Origin of the sequence: Sphingobium sp. TKS (genome assembly GCF_001563265.1) — a bacterium.
In the GTDB taxonomy this organism is placed as follows: Bacteria; Pseudomonadota; Alphaproteobacteria; order Sphingomonadales; family Sphingomonadaceae; genus Sphingobium.
Genome location: NZ_CP005083.1, coordinates 2,800,283 through 2,823,798, shown reverse-complemented (window position 1 = coordinate 2,823,798; position 23,516 = coordinate 2,800,283). Strand labels below are relative to the sequence as shown.

At 63.0% G+C, this 23,516-nt stretch carries 23 protein-coding genes and 1 tRNA gene; 8 read left to right on the top strand and 16 right to left on the bottom strand.

What is annotated here, in order from left to right:
- Positions 1–204 precede the first annotated feature (204 nt).
- The 10 genes from K426_RS14030 to K426_RS13985 all read right to left on the bottom strand — a co-directional run bounded on the left by K426_RS14030 (position 205) and on the right by K426_RS13985 (position 7,816).
- A complete protein-coding gene (locus K426_RS14030; RefSeq protein WP_066558203.1) occupies positions 205–1,152 on the bottom strand; it encodes a hemolysin family protein in 948 nt (315 codons plus the stop codon).
- Between the two features lie 35 nt (positions 1,153–1,187).
- Positions 1,188–1,688, bottom strand: a complete 501-nt coding sequence (gene ybeY, locus K426_RS14025; protein ID WP_066558201.1) for an rRNA maturation RNase YbeY — start codon at positions 1,686–1,688, stop codon at positions 1,188–1,190.
- Between the two features lie 29 nt (positions 1,689–1,717).
- Positions 1,718–2,722 carry a PhoH family protein gene (locus tag K426_RS14020; protein ID WP_066558198.1) on the bottom strand — a complete coding sequence of 335 codons (1,005 nt, stop codon included), beginning with the start codon at positions 2,720–2,722 and terminating at the stop codon, positions 1,718–1,720.
- Positions 2,723–2,844: 122 nt separating this feature from the next.
- On the bottom strand, positions 2,845–4,194 hold the full coding sequence (gene miaB / locus K426_RS14015; RefSeq protein ID WP_066558197.1) for a tRNA (N6-isopentenyl adenosine(37)-C2)-methylthiotransferase MiaB: 1,350 nt from the start codon (positions 4,192–4,194) through the stop codon (positions 2,845–2,847).
- A 27-nt stretch (positions 4,195–4,221) separates the two neighbouring features.
- Positions 4,222–4,962, bottom strand: coding sequence for a lysophospholipid acyltransferase family protein (locus K426_RS14010; protein ID WP_066558194.1), 741 nt, complete (start codon positions 4,960–4,962; stop codon positions 4,222–4,224).
- A gap of 6 nt (positions 4,963–4,968) precedes the next feature.
- Entirely contained in the window at positions 4,969–5,391 is a 423-nt protein-coding gene (locus tag K426_RS14005; protein WP_066558189.1) for a Fur family transcriptional regulator, read from the bottom strand.
- A 123-nt stretch (positions 5,392–5,514) separates the two neighbouring features.
- Positions 5,515–5,940, bottom strand: coding sequence for a MucR family transcriptional regulator (locus K426_RS14000; RefSeq protein ID WP_066558186.1), 426 nt, complete (start codon positions 5,938–5,940; stop codon positions 5,515–5,517).
- A 112-nt stretch (positions 5,941–6,052) separates the two neighbouring features.
- Positions 6,053–6,532: a GNAT family N-acetyltransferase gene (locus K426_RS13995; RefSeq protein WP_066558183.1), complete on the bottom strand. Its 480-nt coding sequence runs from the start codon at positions 6,530–6,532 to the stop codon at positions 6,053–6,055.
- A complete protein-coding gene (gene tsaB / locus K426_RS13990) occupies positions 6,529–7,155 on the bottom strand; it encodes a tRNA (adenosine(37)-N6)-threonylcarbamoyltransferase complex dimerization subunit type 1 TsaB (RefSeq protein ID WP_066558178.1) in 627 nt (208 codons plus the stop codon). The genes K426_RS13995 and tsaB overlap by 4 nt, the downstream gene beginning before the upstream one ends.
- A gap of 88 nt (positions 7,156–7,243) precedes the next feature.
- Positions 7,244–7,816 (bottom strand): NifU family protein, encoded by a 573-nt coding sequence (locus tag K426_RS13985; protein ID WP_066558176.1) that lies wholly within the window; start codon positions 7,814–7,816, stop codon positions 7,244–7,246.
- Between the two features lie 114 nt (positions 7,817–7,930).
- Between K426_RS13985 and K426_RS13980 the strand changes: the two genes are divergently transcribed.
- The 3 genes from K426_RS13980 to K426_RS13970 all read left to right on the top strand — a co-directional run bounded on the left by K426_RS13980 (position 7,931) and on the right by K426_RS13970 (position 13,180).
- Complete coding sequence (locus K426_RS13980; RefSeq protein ID WP_066558173.1) at positions 7,931–8,401, top strand: pyridoxamine 5'-phosphate oxidase family protein; 471 nt, start codon at positions 7,931–7,933, stop codon at positions 8,399–8,401.
- A gap of 331 nt (positions 8,402–8,732) precedes the next feature.
- Entirely contained in the window at positions 8,733–10,118 is a 1,386-nt protein-coding gene (locus tag K426_RS13975; protein WP_066558171.1) for a DEAD/DEAH box helicase, read from the top strand.
- A gap of 170 nt (positions 10,119–10,288) precedes the next feature.
- Complete coding sequence (locus K426_RS13970) at positions 10,289–13,180, top strand: M16 family metallopeptidase (protein ID WP_066558168.1); 2,892 nt, start codon at positions 10,289–10,291, stop codon at positions 13,178–13,180.
- Between the two features lie 38 nt (positions 13,181–13,218).
- Here the strand turns inward: K426_RS13970 and K426_RS32150 are convergent, their stop codons facing one another.
- Both K426_RS32150 and K426_RS13965 read right to left on the bottom strand, forming a co-directional pair.
- Positions 13,219–13,383: a hypothetical protein gene (locus K426_RS32150; protein WP_169576093.1), complete on the bottom strand. Its 165-nt coding sequence runs from the start codon at positions 13,381–13,383 to the stop codon at positions 13,219–13,221.
- A gap of 118 nt (positions 13,384–13,501) precedes the next feature.
- Positions 13,502–14,089 carry a TetR/AcrR family transcriptional regulator gene (locus K426_RS13965; RefSeq protein ID WP_066558160.1) on the bottom strand — a complete coding sequence of 196 codons (588 nt, stop codon included), beginning with the start codon at positions 14,087–14,089 and terminating at the stop codon, positions 13,502–13,504.
- Positions 14,090–14,206: 117 nt separating this feature from the next.
- On the opposite strand from K426_RS13965, the gene K426_RS13960 reads away from it, so the two are divergent.
- From K426_RS13960 to K426_RS13945, 4 genes are all read left to right on the top strand, one after another.
- Positions 14,207–15,370, top strand: a complete 1,164-nt coding sequence (locus K426_RS13960; RefSeq protein WP_066558157.1) for an efflux RND transporter periplasmic adaptor subunit — start codon at positions 14,207–14,209, stop codon at positions 15,368–15,370.
- Positions 15,371–15,373: 3 nt separating this feature from the next.
- Complete coding sequence (locus K426_RS13955; protein WP_066558155.1) at positions 15,374–18,550, top strand: efflux RND transporter permease subunit; 3,177 nt, start codon at positions 15,374–15,376, stop codon at positions 18,548–18,550.
- Between the two features lie 5 nt (positions 18,551–18,555).
- Positions 18,556–19,959: an efflux transporter outer membrane subunit gene (locus K426_RS13950; protein ID WP_066561798.1), complete on the top strand. Its 1,404-nt coding sequence runs from the start codon at positions 18,556–18,558 to the stop codon at positions 19,957–19,959.
- 91 nt (positions 19,960–20,050) lie between these two features.
- Entirely contained in the window at positions 20,051–20,536 is a 486-nt protein-coding gene (locus K426_RS13945) for a methylated-DNA--[protein]-cysteine S-methyltransferase (RefSeq protein ID WP_066561797.1), read from the top strand.
- Positions 20,537–20,550: 14 nt separating this feature from the next.
- On the opposite strand, the gene K426_RS13940 is transcribed toward K426_RS13945, so the two are convergent.
- The 4 genes from K426_RS13940 to dapB all read right to left on the bottom strand — a co-directional run bounded on the left by K426_RS13940 (position 20,551) and on the right by dapB (position 22,598).
- Positions 20,551–20,627: transfer RNA gene (locus K426_RS13940), tRNA-Arg, on the bottom strand.
- 74 nt (positions 20,628–20,701) lie between these two features.
- Complete coding sequence (locus K426_RS13935; RefSeq protein ID WP_145907333.1) at positions 20,702–21,085, bottom strand: hypothetical protein; 384 nt, start codon at positions 21,083–21,085, stop codon at positions 20,702–20,704.
- A 95-nt stretch (positions 21,086–21,180) separates the two neighbouring features.
- Positions 21,181–21,831, bottom strand: coding sequence for an endonuclease III (gene nth / locus K426_RS13930; protein ID WP_066558151.1), 651 nt, complete (start codon positions 21,829–21,831; stop codon positions 21,181–21,183).
- 2 nt (positions 21,832–21,833) lie between these two features.
- Positions 21,834–22,598 carry a 4-hydroxy-tetrahydrodipicolinate reductase gene (gene dapB / locus K426_RS13925; RefSeq protein ID WP_066558146.1) on the bottom strand — a complete coding sequence of 255 codons (765 nt, stop codon included), beginning with the start codon at positions 22,596–22,598 and terminating at the stop codon, positions 21,834–21,836.
- A 157-nt stretch (positions 22,599–22,755) separates the two neighbouring features.
- Between dapB and K426_RS13920 the strand changes: the two genes are divergently transcribed.
- A complete protein-coding gene (locus K426_RS13920; protein ID WP_066558143.1) occupies positions 22,756–23,454 on the top strand; it encodes an NAD-dependent deacylase in 699 nt (232 codons plus the stop codon).
- Positions 23,455–23,516: the final 62 nt, after the last annotated feature.

Genomic DNA, 23,516 nt, shown 5'->3' with positions numbered 1-23,516 from the left:
GGTGTAATTGGCCAATAGGGGACTATCTGCTTCCGTCATTCCCGCGAAGGCGGGAATCCATCTCCCAACGTGGCGTCAAGCGGTTAGTTCAAGAGATCGATTCCCGCCTTCGCGGGAATGACGACTATGGTAAGGGCCGGAATCCACCCTATGCCGCCGGCATGCTCAGGCCGAACCTCAGTCTTTCCAACCGGCACCCCAAAATCACACGCCGTCTTCTATTTCCCGTTCCGCAGGCGGGTGGAGGCGCAGGCGGCTGACGCGGCGGCCGTCGCTGGCGAGGATTTCGAGTTTCCAGCCGCTTTCCTCATGCTCGATGATTTCGCCGGGTTCCGGAACCCTGCCTGCAATCACGAAGGCAAGTCCGCCCAGCGTGTCGACATCTTCCTCGATATCGGCCAGCTTTTCGTCGATTTCCTTGGCGACATCCTCCAACTCGGCGCGGGCATCGGCTTCCCAGATGCCGCCTTGCAGCGGGACCAGCATCGCCTCGGGCTCTTCGTCATGCTCGTCCTCGACCTCACCGACGATTTCCTCGACCAGATCCTCGAAGGTAAGCAGCCCCTCGGTGCCCGAATATTCGTCCAGCACGATGGCGAGATGGGTACGTTTGGCGCGCATCTCCGCGAGCAGGTCCAGCGCCCCCATGCTTTCAGGGACATAGAGCGGTTGGCGGATCAGCGGTTCCAGCGTATCGGGAACCGGCGCCTTGCCCGCCAGGATCGCGAAGGCGTCGCGGATGTGGATCATGCCGACAATGGTGTCCAGATTTTCGCGATAGACCGGGATACGGCTGTGCCCGGCCTCCGCGAATAATGCCGCAAGATCCGCGAAGCTCGCCTTTTCCTCGATGGCGATGATGTCCGCCCGGGGCACAGCCACGTCGTCGACCGTATGTTCGGAAAAATGAAGGAGGTTGCGGACCATCTGGCGCTCGATCGCGGAGAGGTCGCCCTTGGCAGGGGGGGAAGCGCCTTCCTCCTGCTCATCCTCATCATATTCGTCGAGCGCATCCTCCAACTCGCGGCGGAGGCTGTGGCTCTCTTCTTCACCGAAAAGCAGCGACTTCAGGCCGCTCCATAAACCGCCTTCGTGGCTACTACTGTCCGATTCCTTGGAACCGTTGCCGTCCTTCGGACTGCCTTCAGCCATTTTACTTCCTGTTCCCCTGTTTCAAAAATATGAATCTAACGATCCCCATAAGGATCGGAAATGCCCAGGCTGATCAGCGATTGCGTCTCCAACGCTTCCATCGCTTCGGCCTCGGCGTCCTCCATATGATCATATCCCAGCAAATGAAAAGTCCCATGAATGATGAGATGGGTCGCATGATCGGCAATAGAAATGCCTTTTTCCGCGGCTTCCGCCGCGCAGACGCCCTCCGCCAGCACGATATCGCCCAATATGACTTCGCCATCGTCGGTGTTGGCGGTGGCTTCCAGCAGGTCGGACTGCACCATCGGGAAGGACAGGACGTTGGTCGGCTTGTCCTTGTCCCGATAGGCGCGGTTGAGCTGGTGGACTTCCTCGTCGGTGGTGAGTTTGACCGCGACCTCATACAGCGCCTCGTCAGCAGCGAAGGCGGCATAGGGACTATGCGTGATCGCGGCGACCACCGCGCGTTGGGCGAGCAATTCCCAGTCGGTATCGGGCCAGCCCCGTTCGTGGAGGACGGCGACTTCAATCATTGTTCGAACTCCACGAACGGTAACATATTTCAGGCATCCGGCCCCTCATAGGCCTGGACGATGCGGCCGACGACCGGATGACGGACCACATCGGCAATGCCGAAGGGCACCACGGAGATGCCGTCCACCCCCTCCAGCCGCGTGACGGCATCGGCCAGGCCCGAAATGCCCGGTTGCGGCAGGTCGACCTGACGCGGATCGCCGCAGATGACCATGCGGCTGCCTTCACCGAAGCGGGTCAGGAACATCTTCATCTGGGCGATGGTCGTGTTCTGCGCTTCGTCGAGGACGATGAAGGCGTTGGCAAGGGTCCGGCCGCGCATGAAGGCGAGGGGAGCGATCTCGATCTCGCCCGATGCGATACGCCGTTCGACCTGCTCGGCGGGGAGCGTGTCGTAGAGCGCGTCGTAGATCGGGCGGAGATAGGGGTCGACCTTTTCCTTCATGTCGCCGGGGAGGAAGCCCAGCCGCTCGCCCGCCTCGACCGCGGGGCGAGAGAGGATCAGGCGGTCGACGCTGCCGGTGATGAGCTGGCTCACCGCCTGCGCGACGGCGAGATAGGTCTTGCCGGTGCCTGCCGGGCCAAGCGCGAAGATGATGTCGTTGCGGGTGAGCGCTTCCATATAGGTCACCTGTGTCGCGGAGCGCGGGACGATCGTCTTCTTGCGCGTGCGGATCATCACCTTGGGCGGTTCGGCCACGTCATGGCGGATGATGCCGTCCAGCGTCGGTTCGGCGGACATGGCGATGACCGCCTCGACCGCCCCGGCGTCGATTTCCTGCCCGGCGACGATGCGGTTATAGAGCCCGGTCATCACGTCGCGGGCGCGGGCGGCGGCTTCGGCCTCGCCCTCGATCTGGAGCTTGTTGCCGCGCGCCGCGATATAGACGCCCAGGCGGTTTTCGATGGCCACCAGATTCTGGTCATATTGCCCGAAGAGTGCGCCCAGCAGGTGCGGGCGGTCGAAAATGACTTCCAGCCGCGCGCGTTCAGCGACGTCGGTGCGGTGGTTCTGGTTCGGTTTCTTGGACATTCAGCAGCCTCCCTGTTCACCCGTCACACTCGCATGGGCGAGTATCCATCTCCTCCTCTTTGAGCCTGGCGGACAGGTTCGGAGATGGGTTCCCGTTGTCACGGGAACGACTGGTTTTAGGTTCAAGCGGCCTTCCTCCTGCTAGGTTCGCCGGCCAGACTGTTCGGGCCGGCACTGATGATATCGACTTCGACCATGTCCCCGATGCCAAGGTCGGGCGCGGTGACATGGACGGATTGGAGCCATGGCGTCTTGCCGATGAGTTGGCCGGGATGACGGCCCTTGCGCTCGAGCAAGATGTCAGTGCGGCGACCGACGGTGGCGGTGTTGAATTCGACCTGATGGCGGTTGATCGCGGCTTGCAGGCGGGCGAGGCGTTCGTCCATCACCTCCGCCGGGATCTGGCCGTCCATGTCGGCGGCGGGCGTGCCGGGGCGCGAACTATATTTGAAACTATAGCATTGCGCGTAGCGGACCTGTTCCACGATTTTCAGCGTGTCTTCGAACTCGGCGTCGGTCTCGCCGGGGAAGCCGACGATGAAATCGCCCGACAGCGCGATATCCGGGCGGGCTTCGCGGACCCGCTCGATGATGCGGAGATAGCTGTCGGCGCTGTGGCTGCGGTTCATGGCCTTCAGCACCCGGTCATTGCCCGACTGCACCGGCAGATGGAGGAAGGGCATCAGCTTGGGTTCGTCGCCATGGGCGGCGATCAGGCCGTCGCTCATGTCGTTGGGATGGCTGGTGGTGTAGCGGATGCGTTTGAGGGCGTCGATCTTCGCCAGTTCGCGGACCAGGCCGTCCATGCCCTGCATCCGGCCCTTGCCGTCCTCGCCGGTCCAGGCATTGACGTTCTGGCCGAGCAACGTGATCTCGCGCACGCCGCCGTCGACGAGTGCCATCGCCTCATCGAGGATCGCGGACCATGTGCGGCTGATTTCCGCGCCGCGCGTATAGGGCACGACACAATAGGTGCAGAATTTGTCGCAGCCTTCCATGATCGTCAGGAAGGCGGTGGGCCGTGCCTGTTTGGTCCGGGCGGGCAGGGCGCCGAATTTTGAGGCGAGCGGCATGTCGGTATCGACGGCCTGCTCGCCGCGACCGGCCTTGTCGATCAGGTCGGGCAGGTGATGGTAAGCCTGCGGGCCGACGACGATATCGACATTGCGGGCGCGGCGCTGAATCTCGCTGCCCTCCGCCTGGGCGACGCAGCCCGCGACCGCGATCATCGGGCGCGTGCCGTCCTCGCGGGTCAGGCGGCCGATGTCGGAATAGACCTTGTCCACCGCCTTTTCGCGGATGTGACAGGTGTTGAGGATGACGAGATCGGCCTCACTACCCTCGGTGGCTGCGGTCATGCCGCGCTCTCCCAGCATCTCGGCCATGCGCTCGCCATCATAGACGTTCATCTGGCAGCCGAAGGATTTGACGTGGAATGTCGTTGGAGTCTTTGGGGCGTCGTACCGATTCATGCGGTCCAGCTATACAAGGCGCGCGCCTTAAGTAAAAGGCGGCAGGTGCGTCGCGATGCTGGCGGCAATTCTTTCCCGTGTCATGGCCGCCAAAGCCTTGCGATCCGGGCAGATTGCCGGGTCGAAAGGCTCCAGAAAGCGCAAGGTGACGTCGAGCCGGCCCTTGCGTTCCAGCAATCTCTTGGCATTCGCGCCCGCCGGTTCGTTGCTGTGCCAGCTAATCTCGGCCGTTGCCGGGCCGTAGTCGATATGGACGGGCTGAATCCGCACCGAGCGCGGAGGCGGCAATAGGACCGCGAGCAGGGAGGGCTTGAACGGCAGCAGGCCAGTGCCGTCGCTGGTCGTGCCTTCGGGAAAGAGTGCGACCGGCTGGTGCCCGGCAAGTGCGGCGCGCAAGGCGTCGAGCTGCGATGAAAGCGCGCCGCGCCTGTTGCGGGCGACAAACAGCGTGTTGTTCTGGGCGGCCAGCCAGCCGATGAGCGGCCATCCGGCTATGCCGTCATGCGCGACGAAGGCCGATCCGGTCGCGCCGCCCAAGGCCAATATGTCGACCCAACTGACATGATTGGCGATGATGAAGCTGTCGCCGTGGAAGGGATGCCCCTCGATCCGCACGCGTGCGCCGACGGATCGTGCCGCCATTGCCAGAAAGCGCCGTGGCCAGGGCGAACGCCGCCCGGCGGCGCTCCACAGCAGATGGGGCAGAAGGCAGAGCAGCAGACTGGCGGCCAGCGCCCCGGTGCGCGTGATGCGGCGGAGTCTGCTCAAGCCGCCTCAGTTCTTGCGGTCGAGCGCGACGCCATAGAGTTCCATCCGGTGGTCGACCAGGCGGAAGCCCAGCTTTTCCGCGATCTGCTTTTGCAACTGCTCCAGTTCAGGATCGACAAATTCGATGACATTGCCGGTTTCGACATCGATCAGATGATCGTGGTGGGATTCAGGCGCCGCCTCATAACGGGCGCGGCCGTCACCGAAATCATGGCGATCCAATATGCCTGCTTCTTCGAACAGGCGAACGGTGCGGTAGACGGTGGCGATGGAAATGCCCGGATCGATCGCCGCGGATCGCCTGTGCAGCTCCTCGACATCCGGATGGTCGCTGGCGTCGCTCAGCACCTGGGCGATGACGCGGCGCTGTTCGGTGATGCGCAGACCCTTTTCGTGACAAAGGGCTTCGACGTCGATCTTGCGGTTCATGCAGGCTCACTTGGCTGAAATTTGCGTAAGTCGGGAGGGAACCTAGCGGCTTTTGTCCTAGTATAAAAGGGGCGCGCGGTTGGCGCACCCCTTTGCATGGGCTTTTGCCTGCGGTTCGCGGGCTTATTTCGCGGCGCGGGTCCGGCGGCGCTTGGTGCCCAGGCCGATCTTCTTCGCCAGGCTGCGGCGCTGTTCGGCATAGTTGGGCGCGACCATCGGATAATCGGCCGGCAGGCTCCACTTGGCGCGATAATCATCCGGCGTCATCTGATAATGAGTCATCAGGTGACGCTTCAGCATCTTGAGCTTCTTGCCGTCTTCCAGGCAGATGATGTAGTCGGGCTTGATCGACGAGCGGACCGACACCGCGGGTTCCGGCTTCACTTCCGGCACGGCGGCCGGCGTGGTGAGGCCCGAAAGCGCGGCATGTACATTCTGGATCAGGGTAGATACGTCAGAGACGGCGACGCTGTTGTTCGAGACATGGGCCGCGACAATATCCGACGTCAAAGTAATGAGCAATTCGCTCTGCGCTGATTCGATTTCCATTTCTTTTCCTTGCGAAGGCTATTGGTTATGCGACCCGCCCGGGGAAAATCATTTCAGGAGCGGCACGGGTCAGCTATACCGATGGTTTCTGTTTTGCAAGAGTGGATTTAAATCATCTAAGCATATCGATACGAAAGCTTAGCGCGTCATGAAGTTGTCCGTCATTGCCGCGATAGTAACCGGGACGACGGTGTACATATTCGAACCCGGCTTTTTCATATAGCCTTATTGCTGTATTGGACGCCCGAACTTCGAGATTCATCGATGTAATGCCCCGCTTGCGCGCTGTCCTGAGGCTGTCGAGCAAAAGAGCTTCCCCGATGCCCCGGCCGCGCCAGAGCGGGCTGACCGCCAGCAACAGCAGCTCGCATTCATCGAGTACTGACCGGACCAGCGCAAAACCCAGCGGCGCGGCGTCGATCCGGGCGATGGTAAGCCAGGTGCCCGGCATCGTCATCACGCCGGAAAGCTGGGGCAGAGTCCACGCTTCACCATAGGCCGGGTCGAATGCGCGGGCCATGACGTCCATGGCGTCGCTCATCGCGTTGCGCTCGCCCTGTTCATAGGTGTCGAGGGTCAGGCCGGGGATCATGGTGCTGTCCGTTCCGTCATTGGACGGGCGTCGGCATCGCGGCAATAAATGGGGGAGGGAGGGAGTGGGGGAAGCCCGGCGACCAGCGGATAGTCGGCGGCATCGGGATAGAGGCTGACCGCCGTGCCATGGCCTCGCGCCGTCACCAGGGCTTCGGCGCCCGTGCCGTACAGCAATGGATGGGTCAGTTGCTCCGCCAGTAGCGCGATCGGCGTGGAGGCTGGAGCGGTAAGCGGCGTGAGCCCGTCCGCGGAGAAGCTCTGCCAGAACAGCTCGCCATGGCCGCCGGTGATGGTCACGGTGATGGACTCGTTCTCATGTCCGACGCCCGCCTTGGCCGCGATCAGGCTCAGCGCGCCATAGCCGTGCAGCGGAATGCCCCAGGCCAGCGCCAGTGCGCGGGCGGCGGCGATGCCTATGCGAACGCCGGTGAAGCTGCCGGGACCGACATCGACAGCGATCGCATCGGCTTTCCCGCCGCCGGGCATGGCGGCGATGGCAGGCAGCAGCGCTTCGGCATGGCCCCGGCCAACGATTTCATGAAAATGGCCGATGGGGGCGCCGTCATCGAGCAGCGCCACGGACAGCGCTTGCGTCGCGGTGTCGATGACCAATATGCGCAAAGAAAACCCCTGTAGACCGCTCGCCCGATGCGACGCTTGGATCAGCGGTTAGTCGATCGGGATCGATTTGCCAATTGGCCGCGCCCGATCAGACGGCGCGAACCTCGGTCACTTCGGGGACATAATGTTTAAGCAATTGTTCGATGCCGTTTTTCAGCGTCGCGGTGGAGGAGGGGCAGCCCGAACAGGCGCCCTGCATCCTCAAATAAACGGTGCCCTTGTCGAAGCCGCGATAGATGATGTCGCCGCCGTCATTGGCCACGGCGGGGCGGACGCGGGTGTCGATCAGCTCACGAATCTGCGCGACGATTTCCGCGTCTTCGGGATCGTCGGCAAATTCCTCCTCTTCCGGCACGAAGATTTCGCCGGCCGAACCCGGTGTGAACAGCGGCATATTGGCCGAGAAATGTTCTAGCAGGGTGGCGAGGATGTCCGGCTTCACGTCGCTCCACTGCGAGCCTGGCGCGATGGTGACGGAAATGAAGTCGCCGCCGAAGAACACGCCCGTCACATCGCCCAGGCCAAAGAGCGCAGACGCCAGAGGAGAGGCTTCCGCTTCCTCCGGCGTGGCGAAATCGCGGGTGCCCATGCCCATGACCACGCGGCCAGGGATGAATTTGACGGTGGCCGGATTGGGCGTCGTTTCAGTCTCGATCAACATGCGCGTTATGTGGAGAGAAGACTGCGCAAGATCAAGCTTTCGTGCTAAATTGAATGCCGGAGCTTCGCTTGGCCCCGTCGATTGAGTCCCGTGTGAGATCGAAGGAGAGAGAAGATGAGCAATGAGGCCGACATCCGCCATCGTTTCTGGACAGAGCTTGCGCAAAGCCCGTTTGTAATGATGGGTCTGCAGGGGGCGCAGGACCATAGCATGCCGATGACGGCACAGCTCGATCCCGGCGCGAGCCATTGTTTCTGGTTCTACACGACGCGCGAGAACCGATTGGCGCAGGGCGGGCCGGCGATGGCGCAGTTCGTCGCCAAGGGGCATTTCCTGTTCGCCTGCATCGACGGCACGCTGGTCGAGGAGACGGACCCGGCGGTGATCGACCGCTATTGGACCCATGATGTTGTGAGCTGGTATCCTGGAGGACGGCAGGATCCGCACTTGCTGATGCTCCGCTTCGACCTGGGGCGCGCCGAAATCTGGCGTGCGGATATGTCGTTGGGTGGGATGTTCCGTCAGATGTTCGGCGGCGATGTGCGCGACGAGATGCGCAGCAAGCATGTGGAAGTGACGCTTTAGGCGGGCCTTCGCCGGCAAGTTAAATCGTCATCCCGGCGAACGCTGGGATGACGAACATATCTCCATCATTTTCGGTCACGTCACCACCAACGCCATCTACCGCTTGCTTTTCCCCGACATTCCCGCCATACGCGCTGCAGCGCAGCAGTTGGGCTTAATCGCCCTTTCAGCGATTGGCAGCGTGATCGCTCCGGCCGACAGGCATCGGGGCCGGCCAATGAAAGTCTGCGCCAAGCTTTGAGGCTTCCCTTTTCACGCGGGTCGTTTCGTAACCCGCCTTGCGTCCCGGCCATGCCGGAAGGCGCCGGGGCCGACTTGTGAGTTATCATCCATGCAATTTACCGACCTTGGCCTTGCCGAGCCGATCCTGAAGGCGCTCGCCGCCAAGAAATATGCTTTGCCCACCCCCATCCAGGCGCAGGCCATTCCCGTTTTGCTGAAGGGCAAGGATCTGTGCGGCATCGCGCAGACCGGCACCGGCAAGACGGCGGCCTTCGCGCTGCCGAGCCTTGACCATTTCGCCCGCAACCCCAAACCGACGCCGCTTCAGGGCTGCCGGATGCTGGTGCTTTCTCCCACGCGCGAACTGGCGGCGCAGATCGCGCAGAGCTTCCGCGACTATGGCCGTTTCATGAAGCTGTCGGTGGAGGTCGTGTTTGGCGGCGTGCCGATCAACAAGCAGATCCGCGCACTGGGCCGGGGCGTCGATATCGTCGTCGCGACGCCGGGCCGTCTGCTCGACCTGATCGACCAGCGGGCTTTCACCATCAAGGATACCGAGATTTTCGTCCTCGATGAAGCCGACCAGATGATGGACATGGGCTTCATCCATCCCTTGAAACGCATCGCCAAGCTGCTGCCCAAGGAACGGCAGAACCTCTTCTTCTCCGCCACCATGCCGGGTGAGATCGAGGCGCTGGCCGCGCAGTTCCTTCGCGATCCGGTAAAGGTCAGCGTCGCGCCGCAGTCGACCACGGCGGAGCGGGTCCGTCAGCAGGCGACCTTCGTCAATCAGATGGAGAAGCAGGCGTTGCTCAACCTGACGGTCAGGAGCGAGGATATCGACCGCGCGCTGATCTTCACGCGTACGAAACATGGCGCGGACCGCGTCGTGCGCTTTCTGGAAGGGGCGGGAATTCAGGCCGTCGCCATCCATGGCAACAAGAGCCAGGCGCAGCGGACCACCGCCTTGCAGGCTTTCCGCCATGGCCAAGTGAAGCTGTTGGTAGCAACCGACATCGCGGCACGTGGGATCGACGTTTCGGGCGTGTCCCATGTCATCAATTTCGAGCTGCCCAATGTGCCCGAGCAATATGTTCACCGCATCGGCCGCACGGCCCGCGCCGGGGCGGAAGGGATCGCGATCAGCTTCGTGGCGGACGACGAGCGGCCTTATCTGAAAGCGATCGAGCGGACGGCGAAGGTGAAGCTGGAGATCGTGCCTCTGCCGGAGAATTTCGTCGAGGCGGTGCGTAACATGCCCAAGGCGGCCCCGCCGCGCAAAGGCCGCGAGCAGACGCCGGAGCAGAAGGCCAAGCGCGCCGATGGTCAGCGCCGCTATCAGGACCAGCAGAAGCAGCCGCGCGGCAATGCCGAGCGGGCACACCGCCCCGATGGTGAAGCCGGCCAGCCCGCGAAGAAGAACTTCCGTCGCCGGCGCGGCGGCAGCGGCGTCGGCGCGCATAAGGGCGCGGTGCAGAGGACGGGCGGACGTTGAGATCATGAGCTTTGTGCTCCTGCGAAGGCAGGGGCCCAGTTCCGCCGTTTGATTGCGTTTCTACCGTTTGAACTGGGTTCCTGCCTTCGCAGGAACACGGTGCGCCTTGTTTCTGGCCTCCCACTCTTTGTCAGTGGTCATTCAGGAAAATCTCTTTAGGCTGCGCGGCCATGAGCTTTTCCTTCCGGCGCTCTGCCGCTTCGCTGTCCGTCCTTGCCTTGCTGCTTTCGGGAGTTTCCGCGCCTCTTGCCGCGAAAACGGACCCGGTTGCCAATCCCGCCGCGTCCGGATCGACCAAGGCGCAAGTCCGGCCATGGCTTTATGAAAACAGCGATGTGCCGATCGATCCGGCATGGCGTTTTGGGGAGCTGTCCAACGGTTTGCGCTATGCGATCCGACGCAACGGCGTGCCACCGGGGCAGGTCTCGGTCAGGCTGCGGATCGATGCCGGGTCGCTGATGGAGCAGCCCGATGAACTGGGTTACGCCCATTTCATGGAGCATCTGACTTTCCGCGGCTCCCGCCATGTGCCCGATGGTGAATCCAAGCGCATCTGGCAGCGGCTGGGCGTCACCTTCGGTAGCGACAGCAATGCGCAGACGACGCCCACCGGCACCACCTACGCTCTCGATCTGCCGCAGGCGACGCAGGCGAGTCTGGGGGAAAGCCTTAAGATCCTGTCCGGCATGATGGCCGATCCCAACATCGTGGAAAGCGCGGTCAATGCCGAGCGGGCGGTCGTCCTGGCGGAAAAGCGCGAGGGCGATGGGCCGCAAATGCGGATTTCCGATGCGACGCGAAGGCATTTCTTCGCTGGCCAGCCCTTGGCCGATCATAGCCCGATCGGCACCGTGGCGACGCTGAATGCGGTGACGGCGGCGAAGATGGAGGCTTTCCACCAGCGCTGGTATCGCCCTGAAAATGCCGTGATCTCAATCGCGGGCGACATCGACCCGGCCATGGCCGAGCAGTTGATCAAGGATAATTTCGCATCCTGGACCGTGCCGGGCAAGGGCGCGCCGTTGCCCGATTTCGGGGAGCCCGACGCCAAGGCGCCCGCGACCCGGGTGACGGTGGAACCCGGCGCGCCTACCGGCCTTACCATGGCCTGGTTGCGGCCATGGAAGCCGCGTGCGGACACCATCGTCTATAATCAGGACAAGCTGACCGACATGTTGGCCCTTCAGATCATCAGCCGTCGATTGGAGCAGGCTGCGCGCAGCGGCGGCAGCTTCCTGCAGGCGGGCGTGGATCAGCAGGATGTGAGCCGGTCGGTGGACGGCACTTTCGTCACCATCGTGCCCACCGGCGAAAATTGGGAGAAGGCGCTGGGCGATGTCCGCGCCATCATAGAAGACGCCAAGGCCGTTCCGCCCAGCCAGTTGGAAATCGACCGCGAATATGCGCAGATGGATACGGCGCTCGCCATCCAGGTCGAAAATGCCGATACCGAGGCGGGCGCCAAGCAGGCGAGCGATCTGGTGAGCGCGGTCGATATCCGCGAAACCACCGTCAGCCCGCAGGCGGCTCTGGACATCTTCCGTTCCGGCAAGTCGGGCATGACGCCGCAAAAGATATTGGATTCGACGCGGCGGCTCTTTTCGGCGGGCGTTTTCCGGGCGCATCTGATCACCGGGAAGGTGCAGCCGGGCGTCGATGCGAAGCTGGCCGCCGCCGTAGCGGCTCCGGTCAAGGCGGCGACCAATGCGCGCCTGAATGACAAGGTCGTGACCATGGCCGACCTGCCGAAACTGGGTGCGCCGGGCAAGGTCGTGTGTCGCACGCCGATCGGCCTGCCGGGGATGGAAAGCATCATCTTCTCCAATGGCGTGAAGCTCACCCTTTTCGCCAATGATGCGGAGACGGAGAAGGTGCGGATCAATGTCCGCTTCGGCCATGGCCAGCAGGCCTTTTCACCGACCAAAGCCGCGCCGGGCTGGGCCGCCGATTATGCGCTGGTCGCGAGCGGGATCGGAAAGCTAGGGCAGCGGGAGCTGGATGACCTCACCAATGGACGCCGCATGGGAATGGATTTTTCCATCGATGACGACGCCTTCGAATTGCAGGCGGTCACGCGACCGGCGGACTATAAGGATCAGCTTCAATTGTTCGCGACCAAGCTCGCCGCGCCCGGTTGGGATCCTGCGCCGATCGCGAGGGTGAAGACGGGTGCCGGGGTCGCCTATGATGCGATGGCGCGGGCGCCCGATTCCGTGCTGGCGCGCGATCTCAACTGGTTGCTGCATGACAAGGATGTGCGCTTCCGCACGCCCTCGCGGGCGGAGATCGATGGGCTGACGCCGCAGGCCTTCCGCGCGACATGGGAGCCGCTGTTGGCGTCGGGGCCGATCGAGGTCCAGATTTTCGGCCAGGTGAAGGCGGATGACGCCATCGCGGCTGTCGCTGCAACCTTCGGCGCTTTACCGCCACGGCCCGAAGTGCCGGTTCCGGCGGCGAACAAGATCATGCGCTTTCCCGCCCATGTCGAGGCGCCGGTGATCCTGCGGCACAAGGGCGATAAGGAACAGGCGGCGGCGGTGATGGCCTGGCCGACAGCAGGCGGCTTTGCGCTGACCAAAGAAGCGCGGCAACTGGAAATATTGACGCAGATCTTCAACGATCGGTTGTTCGACAAGCTGCGCTCGACCGAGGGGGCTGCCTATTCGCCCAGCGTTCAGAATAACTGGCCTTTTTCCTATGAAAGCGGCGGCTATATTTTGGTCACGAGCCAGGTGCGGCCCGATCGTGTCAACTATTTCTACGACGTGGTGAAGGATACGGCGGCCGATTTGGCTAGGAATCCGGTGAGCGAGGATGAATTGCAGCGGGCGGTGGCGCCGATGCGGCAATTGCTGATGCGCGCCGGGACGGGCAATGCCTTCTGGATGAACCAGATGGAGGGCGCGACCCATGATCCGCGCTATGTGCAGGCGATGCAGACCATGGCGCAGGATATGCTGACAGTCACGCCTGCCGATCTTCAGGCGTTGGCGGCCAAATATCTGGTGCCGGGCAAGAGCTGGTCGGCAGTGGTGCTGCCCGATGGCGTCGCCGCCCGATAGGGTGGGTGGCTCAGGCCGTGTCGTCCCCTGGCGGGCTTTCAAGCCGGCGCGCGGCCCGACTGTTCCAGCAACTGGCTGTATAGGCGCACATATTCCATGTGGATCGCTCGGATTTCAGGATTTCTGGAGCGGGCCGCCAGTCTGCGGTTGCGGTCAAGCCGAGCCTCGAAATAGCTGCGATCGAACGATGCGTTGATGCCCATTATCTGCCTCCCGGAACGATTTGGGAGCGAGAATGCTTCACAGCGGCAGATGGTTGCTGCATCGCACCCCAATCGTTGCTGCAACGCGACGGAAGGAGCGGAAGCTACGCCGGACCGATCAGTCCATGGCGCGGAGCGCGGCGACGATCATGAAGGCGGCACGCTTGGCGGTGCGTTCGGCGCTGATGTCGGGCGCCGACAGGCTGCGGTGGCCAAGGCCGAACAGGCAGGCCAGGATGATTTCCTCGGCGCTTTTCAGCGCTTCCCCGGACAGGTCGGGATTGGCGACGCAGGCGAAATCGCCCAATGACTTTCGCAAGCCCCTGCACATGTCGGTGATGGTGTCGCGGACCGGCGCATTGCGGAATGCTTCGGCCAATATGTCGAAGGACAGAGCCTCATGCGGATCGTCCATGACCTCCAGCAGCAGCAGTTCGAACGTCCGCTCGATGCTGATCTCCCCCGCGTCGAGGCGGGTTTGCAAGCTCGATATGATCGTTTCGCGTTCCTGCATGTCGCTTTTCACGATGGCTTCGATAATATCTTCCTTGCCCTTGAACAGGCGGTAGATCTGGCCCACGGAAACTTGGGCGGCGGTGGCCAGTTCGGCCATTGCGCTTTGGTGGAAACCGTTGGCGGCGAACAGATCGCGGGCCGCGTTCAATATGCGGTCTCGGGCAGTCCGTTCATGTTGCGGCGCAATCAAAAATCTTCATCCCGGCTTTTTTACTCTTGAACAAATTGTGGCAGGTTCCTACCTGCGGCGCAAGCGGAATGAACGTTCATTCCAGTGATCGGCTTTAGGGAAACGGAGCAGCGACCGATGCAAAAGGGGATATTTGTCGGACTGCTCGCTTGCGCATCGACCCTGGCGCTGGGCGGTTGCGGCCAGCAACAGCAGCCGGCGCCGCCGCCCCCCGCAGTCGGCATCGTTAACGTGACGGTCGAGGCCGCGCCCCTCGTGACCGAGCTTCCGGGTCGCATCGCAGCCATGGAAACCGCGGAAGTCAGACCACAGATTAATGGTGTCATCCGTCGCAGATTGTTTACCGAAGGCGCCTTGGTACAGGCGGGCCAACTGCTCTACGAGATCGAGGACGCCCCTTATCGTGCGGCTTTGGGACAGGCGCAGGGCGCGTTGGCGCGGTCGCAGGCATCGATCCGGGCCACGGGTTTGCAGGCGCAACGCTATAAGGAGCTGGTCGGCATCAACGCGGTCAGCCGGCAGGAGGCTGACAATGCCGCCGCCGCCGCCCAACAGGCACGCGCCGATGTCGCGGCACAGCGGGCTGCGGTGCAGGCCGCACAGGTGAACCAGGATTTCACGCGCATAAGGGCGCCGATTTCGGGGCGTATCGGCCGCTCCCTGTTCACGCCGGGTGCGCTGGTGCAGGCCGGGCAAGCCGACGCTCTGGCGACGATCCAGCGGACCGACATCGTCTATGTCGACGTGACCCAGTCGGCGGCGCAGATCATCGATCTCAAGCAGGCGATGCAGGCGGGTGGCGTCAGCGCGGCCGACGGGGCGCGGGTGCAGTTGCTGCTCCCCAATGGCAGCGTCTATCCGATCGAGGGGCGGCTGCAATTTTCCGAAGTGACGGTCGATCCCAGTTCGGGCGCGGTGACTTTGCGCGCGACCTTTGCCAATCCGGATGGGCTGTTGCTGCCGGGCATGTATGTCCGCGCCAAGCTGGTCGAGGGGCAGCGCACCAAGGCGATCTTGGCACCGCAGCAGGGCATCACCCGCGATGCGCGAGGCCGGGCGACGGCCATGGTCGTCGGGGCAGGCAACAAGGTCGAATTGCGTCAGGTCGAAACCGACCGGCCGGTGGGCGACAAATGGATCGTCACCAAGGGATTGAAGGCGGGTGACAGGCTGATCGTCGAGGGGCTGGTCAACCTGCGCCCCGGAACGGTCGTGAAGCCGGGCGCGCCGCAGCAGGTGACGGCTCCGCAGAAGCCAGCGAATTCCGGCGGAGCGAAGTAAGCGATGGCCCGCTATTTCATCGACAGGCCCATCTTCGCATGGGTCATCGCCATCGTCATCATGCTGGCCGGCGCGCTGGCGCTCCGGTCGCTGGCCGTGGCGCAGTTTCCGGCCATCGCGCCGCCCGCGGTGACGATTTCCACCACTTATCCCGGCGCCAACGCCCAAACGCTGGAAAGCACGACGACGCAGATCATCGAGCAGCAGCTCAAGGGCATCGACAATCTCCGCTATTTCTCCTCAAGCAGCGATTCCGCCGGCAATCTGACCATCACCCTGACTTTCGAGCAGGGCACCGACGCCGACATCGCGCAGGTCCAGGTGCAGAACAAGCTGGCCCAGGCGACGCCGCTGTTGCCGCAGGAAGTGCAGCAGCAGGGGTTGCGCGTCACCAAATCCACCTCGACCTTCCTGATGATCATGGCCGTCTATGCCGATGACGGCATTCACGACCAGCAGGATGCGGGCGATTTCGTCGCGTCGGCATTGCAGGATCCGGTCAGCCGGGTCAATGGCGTGGGCGACACGCAGTTGCTGGGCGCGCAATATGCGATGCGGGTCTGGCTCGACCCCTATAAGATGGCTAACCTGGGCGTCACCACGGGCGACGTCAAATCGGCCATCCGGGCGCAGAATGCGCAGGTTTCGGCTGGCCAGATCGGCGGCACGCCTTCGCCCAGGGGACAGGCGCTGAACGCCACCGTGACGGCGCAGTCGCGCCTGAAGACGCCCGAAGAGTTCCGCCAGATCAGACTGCGCAGCAACGGCGATGGGTCGGTCGTTCATCTGTCGGACGTCGCCCGGGTCGAACTGGGTGCGGAGAGCTACAGCTTCGGGGCGAAGTTCAACGGCCATCCGGCCGCCGGTTTCGGCGTCAGGCTGGCGCCCGGCGCCAACGCGCTCGATACCGTTGACGGCGTCAAGAGCCGCATCAACGAACTGTCCAAGACCTTCCCGAGCTGGGTCAAATATGACTTCCCGGTCGACAATTCGACCTTCGTGAGACTGTCGGTGGAGCAGGTGGTCCACACCTTGATCGAGGCGACCCTGCTCGTCTTCGTGGTGATGTTCCTGTTCCTGCAGAATTGGCGCGCCACGCTGATCCCGACCATTGCGGTGCCGGTGGTGCTGCTGGGGTCGCTGGCGATCCTCTATGCGGCGGGTTTCACCATCAATACGCTGACACTGTTCGGCATGGTGCTGGCGATCGGTCTGCTGGTCGACGACGCCATCGTCGTGGTCGAAAATGTCGAGCGCATCATCCAGGAAGAGGGACTCAGTCCGAAGGAAGCCGCGAAAAAATCGATGGACGAGATCAGCGGCGCGCTGATCGGCATCGGCCTGGTGCTGTCGGCGGTGTTCCTGCCGATGGCGTTTTTTGGCGGGTCGACCGGCGTGATCTTCCGTCAATTCTCCATCACCATCGTTTCCGCGATGGTGCTGTCGGTGCTGGTGGCCTTGATCCTGACTCCCGCGCTCTGCGCGACGATCCTGCGCCCCAAGGGGCATAGCCATATCTGGACGGGGCCTTTCGGCTCGCGCTTCGGCCGCTTCTTCGACTGGTTCAACCGGACCTTCGACCGCAATGTCGTGCGCTATGGCGTGGCGGTGGAAAAGGTCGAGCGCCGCTGGGGCCGGACGATGCTGGTCTATGGGCTGATCGTGGTCGGCATGGGACTGGTCTTCCTGCGCTTGCCGGGCGGTTTCCTGCCCGATGAGGATCAGGGGATCATCATCAACCAGGTCTCCCTGCCGACCGGATCGACGCTGGAGGAGACCGAGCGGACGCTGACCAAGGTGCGCGATCATTATTTGATCGACGAGAAGAAGAATGTCGCCGCCGTGTTCACCATTTCCGGCTTTGGTTTCGTGGGGCAGGGGCAGAATGTCGGCATCGTCTTCGCCCGCATGAAAGACTGGTCGGAGCGCAAGGGCGACGACAACAAGGTGTCCGCCATCGCGCTTCGCGCCAATGGCGCCTTCCGGAAGATTGCCGCCGGCATGGCGATCGCCTTCGTGCCGCCCGCCGTGCAGGAACTGGGCAACGCGACCGGCTTTGATTTCCAGCTCGTGGACCGGGCAGGCCTGGGCCATGAGAAGATGCTGGAGGCGCGCAACCAGTTGCTGGGCATGGCGATGACCGACAAGCGGCTGGCGCAGGTGCGGCCCAACGGCCTGGAGGATACGCCACAGCTCAAGCTGAACGTCGATCAGGCGGCGGCCGGGGCGCTGGGCATCGCCCAATCGGACGTCAACGACACGATCAGCACCGCGATGGGCAGCAGCTACGTCAACGACTTCATCGACCGCGACCGGGTGAAGCGCGTCTATGTGCAGGCCGATGCGCCCTTCCGCACCACGCCGGATTCGATCGGCGGACTGCATGTGCGGGGCAGTTCGGGCGTGATGGCGCCGATATCCTCCTTCGCAACCACCGAATGGACCCATGGTCCGGCCAAGCTGGAGCGGTTCAACGGCGTGCCGTCGATGCAGATCATGGGCGCGCCCGCGCCGGGCGTTTCAACCGGCGAGGCGATGAAGGCGATGGAGGAAATGGCGGCCAAGCTGCCGGCGGGCGTCGGCTATGAATGGAACGGCATTTCCTATGAGGAGCAGACCTCCGGCGGGCAGGCTCCGGCGCTGTACGCGCTGTCGATGCTGATCGTCTTCCTGTGCCTGGCCGCGCTTTATGAAAGCTGGTCGGTGCCGATCGCGGTCATGCTGGTGGTGCCGCTGGGCGTCTTCGGGGCGGTGGTCGCGGCAGCCTTGCTAGGTCTCAACAACGACATTTATTTGCAGGTCGGCCTGATCACGACCATCGGCGTATCGGCGAAAAATGCAATTCTGATCGTGGAATTTGCCGAGGAAAAGATGCGCGAAGGGCTGCCGCCTGCGCAGGCGGCGCTGGAGGCGGGCAAGCTGCGTCTGCGGCCGATCCTGATGACCAGCTTCGCCTTCGTCTTCGGCGTGCTGCCGCTGGCGGTGGCGAAGGGCGCGGGCGCTGGTGGCCAGAACGCCATTGGCTGGGCCGTGGTCGGCGGCATGTTGTCCGCGACGGTGCTCGCCATCTTCTTCGTGCCGGTCTTCTTTACCGTGGTGAAGCGGCTGTTCCGTGAACATCACGGAAGGGAAGAAGGCGAGCATGAGGGCAGCGCCGTGCCGGCGTCGCAGGAGGCGTGAGGATAATGAACAAGATCAAGCTCTTCCCGGCCGCTGCCCTGGCGCTGACGCTCGCCGCCTGCGACATGGCGCCAAAATATGTGCGGCCGACGCTGCCCGTGCCGGAAGCCAGCCCGCAGGGACCGTCTTATACCGTGACGGAGGGACAGGCGATCGCTCCGGCGGATACGGCGTGGAAGGATTTCTTTGTCGATCCGCGCCTGGCCCGGGTCATCGAAACGTCGCTCGCCAATAATCGCGACCTGCGCGTGGCGCTCGCCAATGTCGAGCAGGCGCGGGCGCAATATAGGGTGCAGCGGGCGGATATCTTTCCGACCCTTGGCGTCAATGGCAGCGCGACCTATCAGGATCAGCCCTTCGCCCAACAGGGCGTATCGGGGCGAACGGACATCTACAGCGCCTCGGTCGGCGTGTCGGCGTGGGAAATCGACCTGTTCGGGCGGATCCGCAATCTGGCCAAGGCGGGGCAGGAGCAATATTTTGCTTCGGTCGAGAACCGCAATGCCGCGCAGACCGCTCTGATCGCGGAAGTCGCGAATGCCTGGCTCAGCATGGCGGCGGATCAGGAGCGGCTGAAGATCGCCCGCGATCTGGAGAAGGCCTTTGGCCAGACTCTGGATCTCACAAAGGCGCGCTTTGCCAGGGGGATCGCGTCGGAACTGGAAGTGCGGCAGGCGCAGACCAGCTATGACCAGGCGCGTTCCGACATTGCCCAGACGACGACCCTGGTCGCGCAGGACCAGAATGCACTGAATCTGCTGGCCGGAGCGACTGTGCCAGCGGAGGATCTGCCGACGGCGATGCCGGATGGGGATGTTACACTGGCCAATCTGCCGGCGGACCTGCCTTCCACGGCTTTGCTGCGGCGGCCGGACATCATGGCGGCGGAGCATCAGCTATTGGCGGCCAATGCCAATATCGGTGCGGCGCGTGCGGCTTTCTTCCCGAAAATCTCGCTGACCGCGGCATTCGGGACGATGAGCCTTGGCCTTTCCAATCTGTTCAAGTCGGGCAGCGATTATTGGTCGGTGGCGCCTTCGGCCAGCCTGCCGATCTTCGATTTCGGGCGCAATCAGGGCAATTTGCGTTATGCGCGGGCAAGCTATGACGCGATGGTCGCGACCTATGAGAAGAGCGTGCAGACCGGCTTTCGTGAGGTTGCCGATGCGCTTGCCCGGCGGGGCACGATGACGGCGCAGATGGAGGCGCAGACGTCTTTGCGGGATTCGGCGCGGGTCGGTTATCGACTGTCGGAAGCGCGCTTCCGGGCGGGGGTCGATGGTTTCCTGACCACGCTGGATTCGCAGCGGACGCTCTACAATGCGGAGCAGAGCCTGCTGGCGACGCGGCTGACGCGGGCGACGAACATGGTCGAACTGTATCGCGCCATGGGCGGCGGCCTCAAATAAGCTCGCCCGCCGCTTTGATCGCAAGCGGCGGGAAGGCGCTCCGCCTATCATGTCCTATGCTTGCGCCATCAAATGGTGGAAAGGAGTGGACATGACCTACGCATATCGGATGATGGCCTCACCCGTCGGTGAACTGACGCTGGTGGCAAGCGGGACGGGGCTGGCGGCGGTCCTGTGGGAAAATGATGACCCGAAGCGCGTCAGGCTGGAGCCGCGGGTCGAGCGCGGCGATCACCCTCTGCTGGATAAGGCCGGGCAGCAGCTTGGCGAATATTTTGCCGGACAGCGGGAGGCATTCGATCTGCCGCTCGATTTCAACGGTACGGATTTCCAAAGATGTGTCTGGGCGGCTCTGCTGACCATCCCATTTGGCGAAACGCGCAGCTATGCTGATATTGCAAGCCAGATCGGCAAACCCTCCGCCTACCGGGCCGTGGGGTCTGCCAATGGCCGCAATCCGATTTCGATCATTGCGCCTTGTCACCGCGTGGTAGGGACGAATGGCGCGCTTACCGGCTTTGCGGGTGGCTTGAAGGCCAAGCAATATCTGCTTGGACTGGAAGGAAGAACATTCTGACGGCCATGCAAAAATGGTGCACCCAAGAGGATTCGAACCTCTGGCCTTTGCCTTCGGAGGGCAACGCTCTATCCAGCTGAGCTATGGGTGCGTGTTGCTGCTGTGAAGGGCCGCTTAGCAAAGCCCAATCGCTCACGCCAGCACCAAAATCGCCCCAGACCAAAGTTATTTCGCGAGTTTTCGCATCGGCTGGAATTCGCCAAGGCCGCAGCTCGCCCCCCGCTGCAATCCGCCAGCCTCGTAGAGCACGGTGATAATGTCCACCGAGCAAAGCTGAGACAGGCTGGTCTTGTAGAGGAAGCGCTTTTCGAAGCCCAGGCTGGGGCAGCTATAAGGCAGCGTGTTCCGATAGACCTTGTTGCCGTTCATGATGAAGTCGATCGTGCGGTCATCACGGACATTGGTGGAGCGGATCGACGTGATCTGGACGCAATCGACCGGCTTGCCGGCGGGAACGAGATTGTCGGGAGCGGTCTTGGCGAGGGTTGGGGCGGCGGCGCAGGCGAAAGCCATGGCCAGAGCCAGCCGGTGGGTGAGATGAGCGGACATGATGTCTCTCCTTGTGACTGCAGGAATGACGGCGCGCTAACGCTTCATCCGTTATTCCGCTCCTTTTAGCATCGTTCGGCTGAACCGCACGATAATCAGCTTGCCGTTCCGGGCGCTGGCGTCTTGGGTTTGAAGCGGCATAGATCGGCCACGATGCAGCGCCAGCATTCGGGCTTGCGTGCCTTGCACACATAGCGGCCGTGCAGGATCAGCCAGTGGTGGGCGTCGCGGCGGAAAGGGCCGGGAACGCGCTTTTCCAGCTTCAATTCCACCGCCAGCGGGGTTTTGCCCGGCGCCAGGCCGGTCCGGTTGCCAACGCGGAAGATATGGGTGTCGACCGCGAAAGTTTCCTGTCCGAAGGCGGTGTTGACGACGACATTGGCCGTCTTGCGTCCCACACCGGGCAGGGTGGTCAGAACGTCGCGGTCCTGCGGCACCTCTCCGCCGAAATCGCGGACCAATATCTCGGAAAGGGCGATGACATTCTTCGCCTTGGCGTTGAACAGGCCGATGGTCTTGATATGTGCTTTAAGCCCCTCTTCGCCCAGGTCCACCATCTGCTGCGGCGTTTGGACATCGCGAAACAGGGCGCGTGTCGCCTTGTTGACGCCGACGTCCGTAGCCTGTGCGGAGAGGACCACCGCGACCAGAAGCTGATAGTCATTGCCATATTCCAGCTCCGTGCGGGGCGCCGGATTGGCTTCAGCAAGGCGGCTGAAAAAGTCGAAGATCTGGTCCTTCTTCACGTTCAGAGGCCCAGAACGCCTTTCATGTCATAGCGGCCTATAGGCTGATCGATCAGCCATTGCGCACCCTTGACGGCGCCGCGCGCGAAGATGAGGCGGCTTTCGGCGCGATGGCCGATTTCGATCCGCTCGCCCTCGGTGGCGAGGATGACCTGATGGTCGCCCGCCACGGAGCCGCCGCGCAGGGCCGCGAAACCGATCGCGCCTTTGGCCCGGGCGCCAGTGATGCCGTCGCGGCCGCGCTCGCTATGGTCGGCCAGGGTGATGCCGCGTCCTCGCGCCGCCGCTTCGCCCAGCAGCAGGGCGGTGCCGGACGGGGCATCGACCTTGTGGCGGTGGTGCATTTCCACAATCTCTATGTCCCAATCGTCGCCCAGGCGCGCGGCTGCCTGCTCCACCAGCGCCGCCAGCAGGTTGACGCCGAGCGAGGTGTTGCCGGTCTGGAGCAGCGGAATTTGCCTTGCGGCGTCGTCGATCAGCGCATGATGCAAGGGTTCAAGCCCGGTGGTGCCGATCAGGACGGGCTTCTTCGCCGCGATGCAGGCGTCGAGATGGGCGGACAGGGCAGCGGGCACGGAAAAGTCGATCAGCACGTCACTCCGTTGCGCCAGCGCGAGGGGATCGGTGGTGATGGGGATACCGGGGGCAAGTTCCCCTTCGCCGCTGCGGTCGGTGCCTCCGGCGATTTTCAGCCCGGCTTCCTGGGCGATCTGCGCGATGGCGTGTCCCATGCGGCCTGCTGCTCCGAAAATCCCGATGCTCGTCATCACTGTCATTCCTTAAAATGTCGCGTGGCGGATGCCAGAATGGGCGGGCTCTGTCATCCCTTTGCTACGTCATCCCTTTGCTATTGGCCATCGCAATAGAAAATGGGCGGGAAGGAAAATCGTCGCGAGCGGCTCGCTCGATCGCTAAGCTCAGGGGATGGACGACATTCGCAATATCGTAATCCTGACCGGCGCAGGGATTTCGGCCGAGAGTGGCCTTGCAACCTTTCGCGGGCCGGACGGTCTGTGGGAGGGACATCGGGTCGAGGATGTGTGTACCCCCGAAGCTTTGGCGCGCAACGCCGCGCTGGTGCATCGCTTCTATGACGAGCGGCGGGCGAAGTTGGCGGAGGTCAGGCCCAATGCCGCGCATGAGGCGCTGGCGGCGCTGGATGCGCAATGGCCGGGGGAATTGCTGATCGTCACCCAGAATGTCGATGATCTGCATGAGCGGGCCGGGGCGAAGCGGCTGATCCACATGCATGGGGAGTTGCAGTCGGCGCTTTGCGCGGCCTGTGGGAAAGCGAAGCGCTGGATGGAAGCCTTGCCGCCGGCTTCGGTTTGCGATGGGTGCGGCGAACCGCGATTGCGGCCCGACATCGTGTTTTTTGGCGAAATGCCTTACGAGATGGACATGATCGATGAGGCGCTCCGGCGGGCCGATCTGTTCGTTTCGGTTGGAACCTCCGGCGCGGTCTATCCGGCGGCGGGGTTTGTGCAGACAGCGCGCCATGTAGGCGCGCGGACCTTGGAGCTGAATCTGGACCCGTCGGCAGGGAGCTTCTATTTCGAAGAAAGTCGCATGGGGCCGGCCAGTGATCTGGTGCCGGAATTGGTGCGGGAGTTGTTGGGTTAGTCCGGTCAGGAACTTGCAGCAAAATCCTCCCCACGCGTCTGCATAGGAAAGATTTTCCGCAA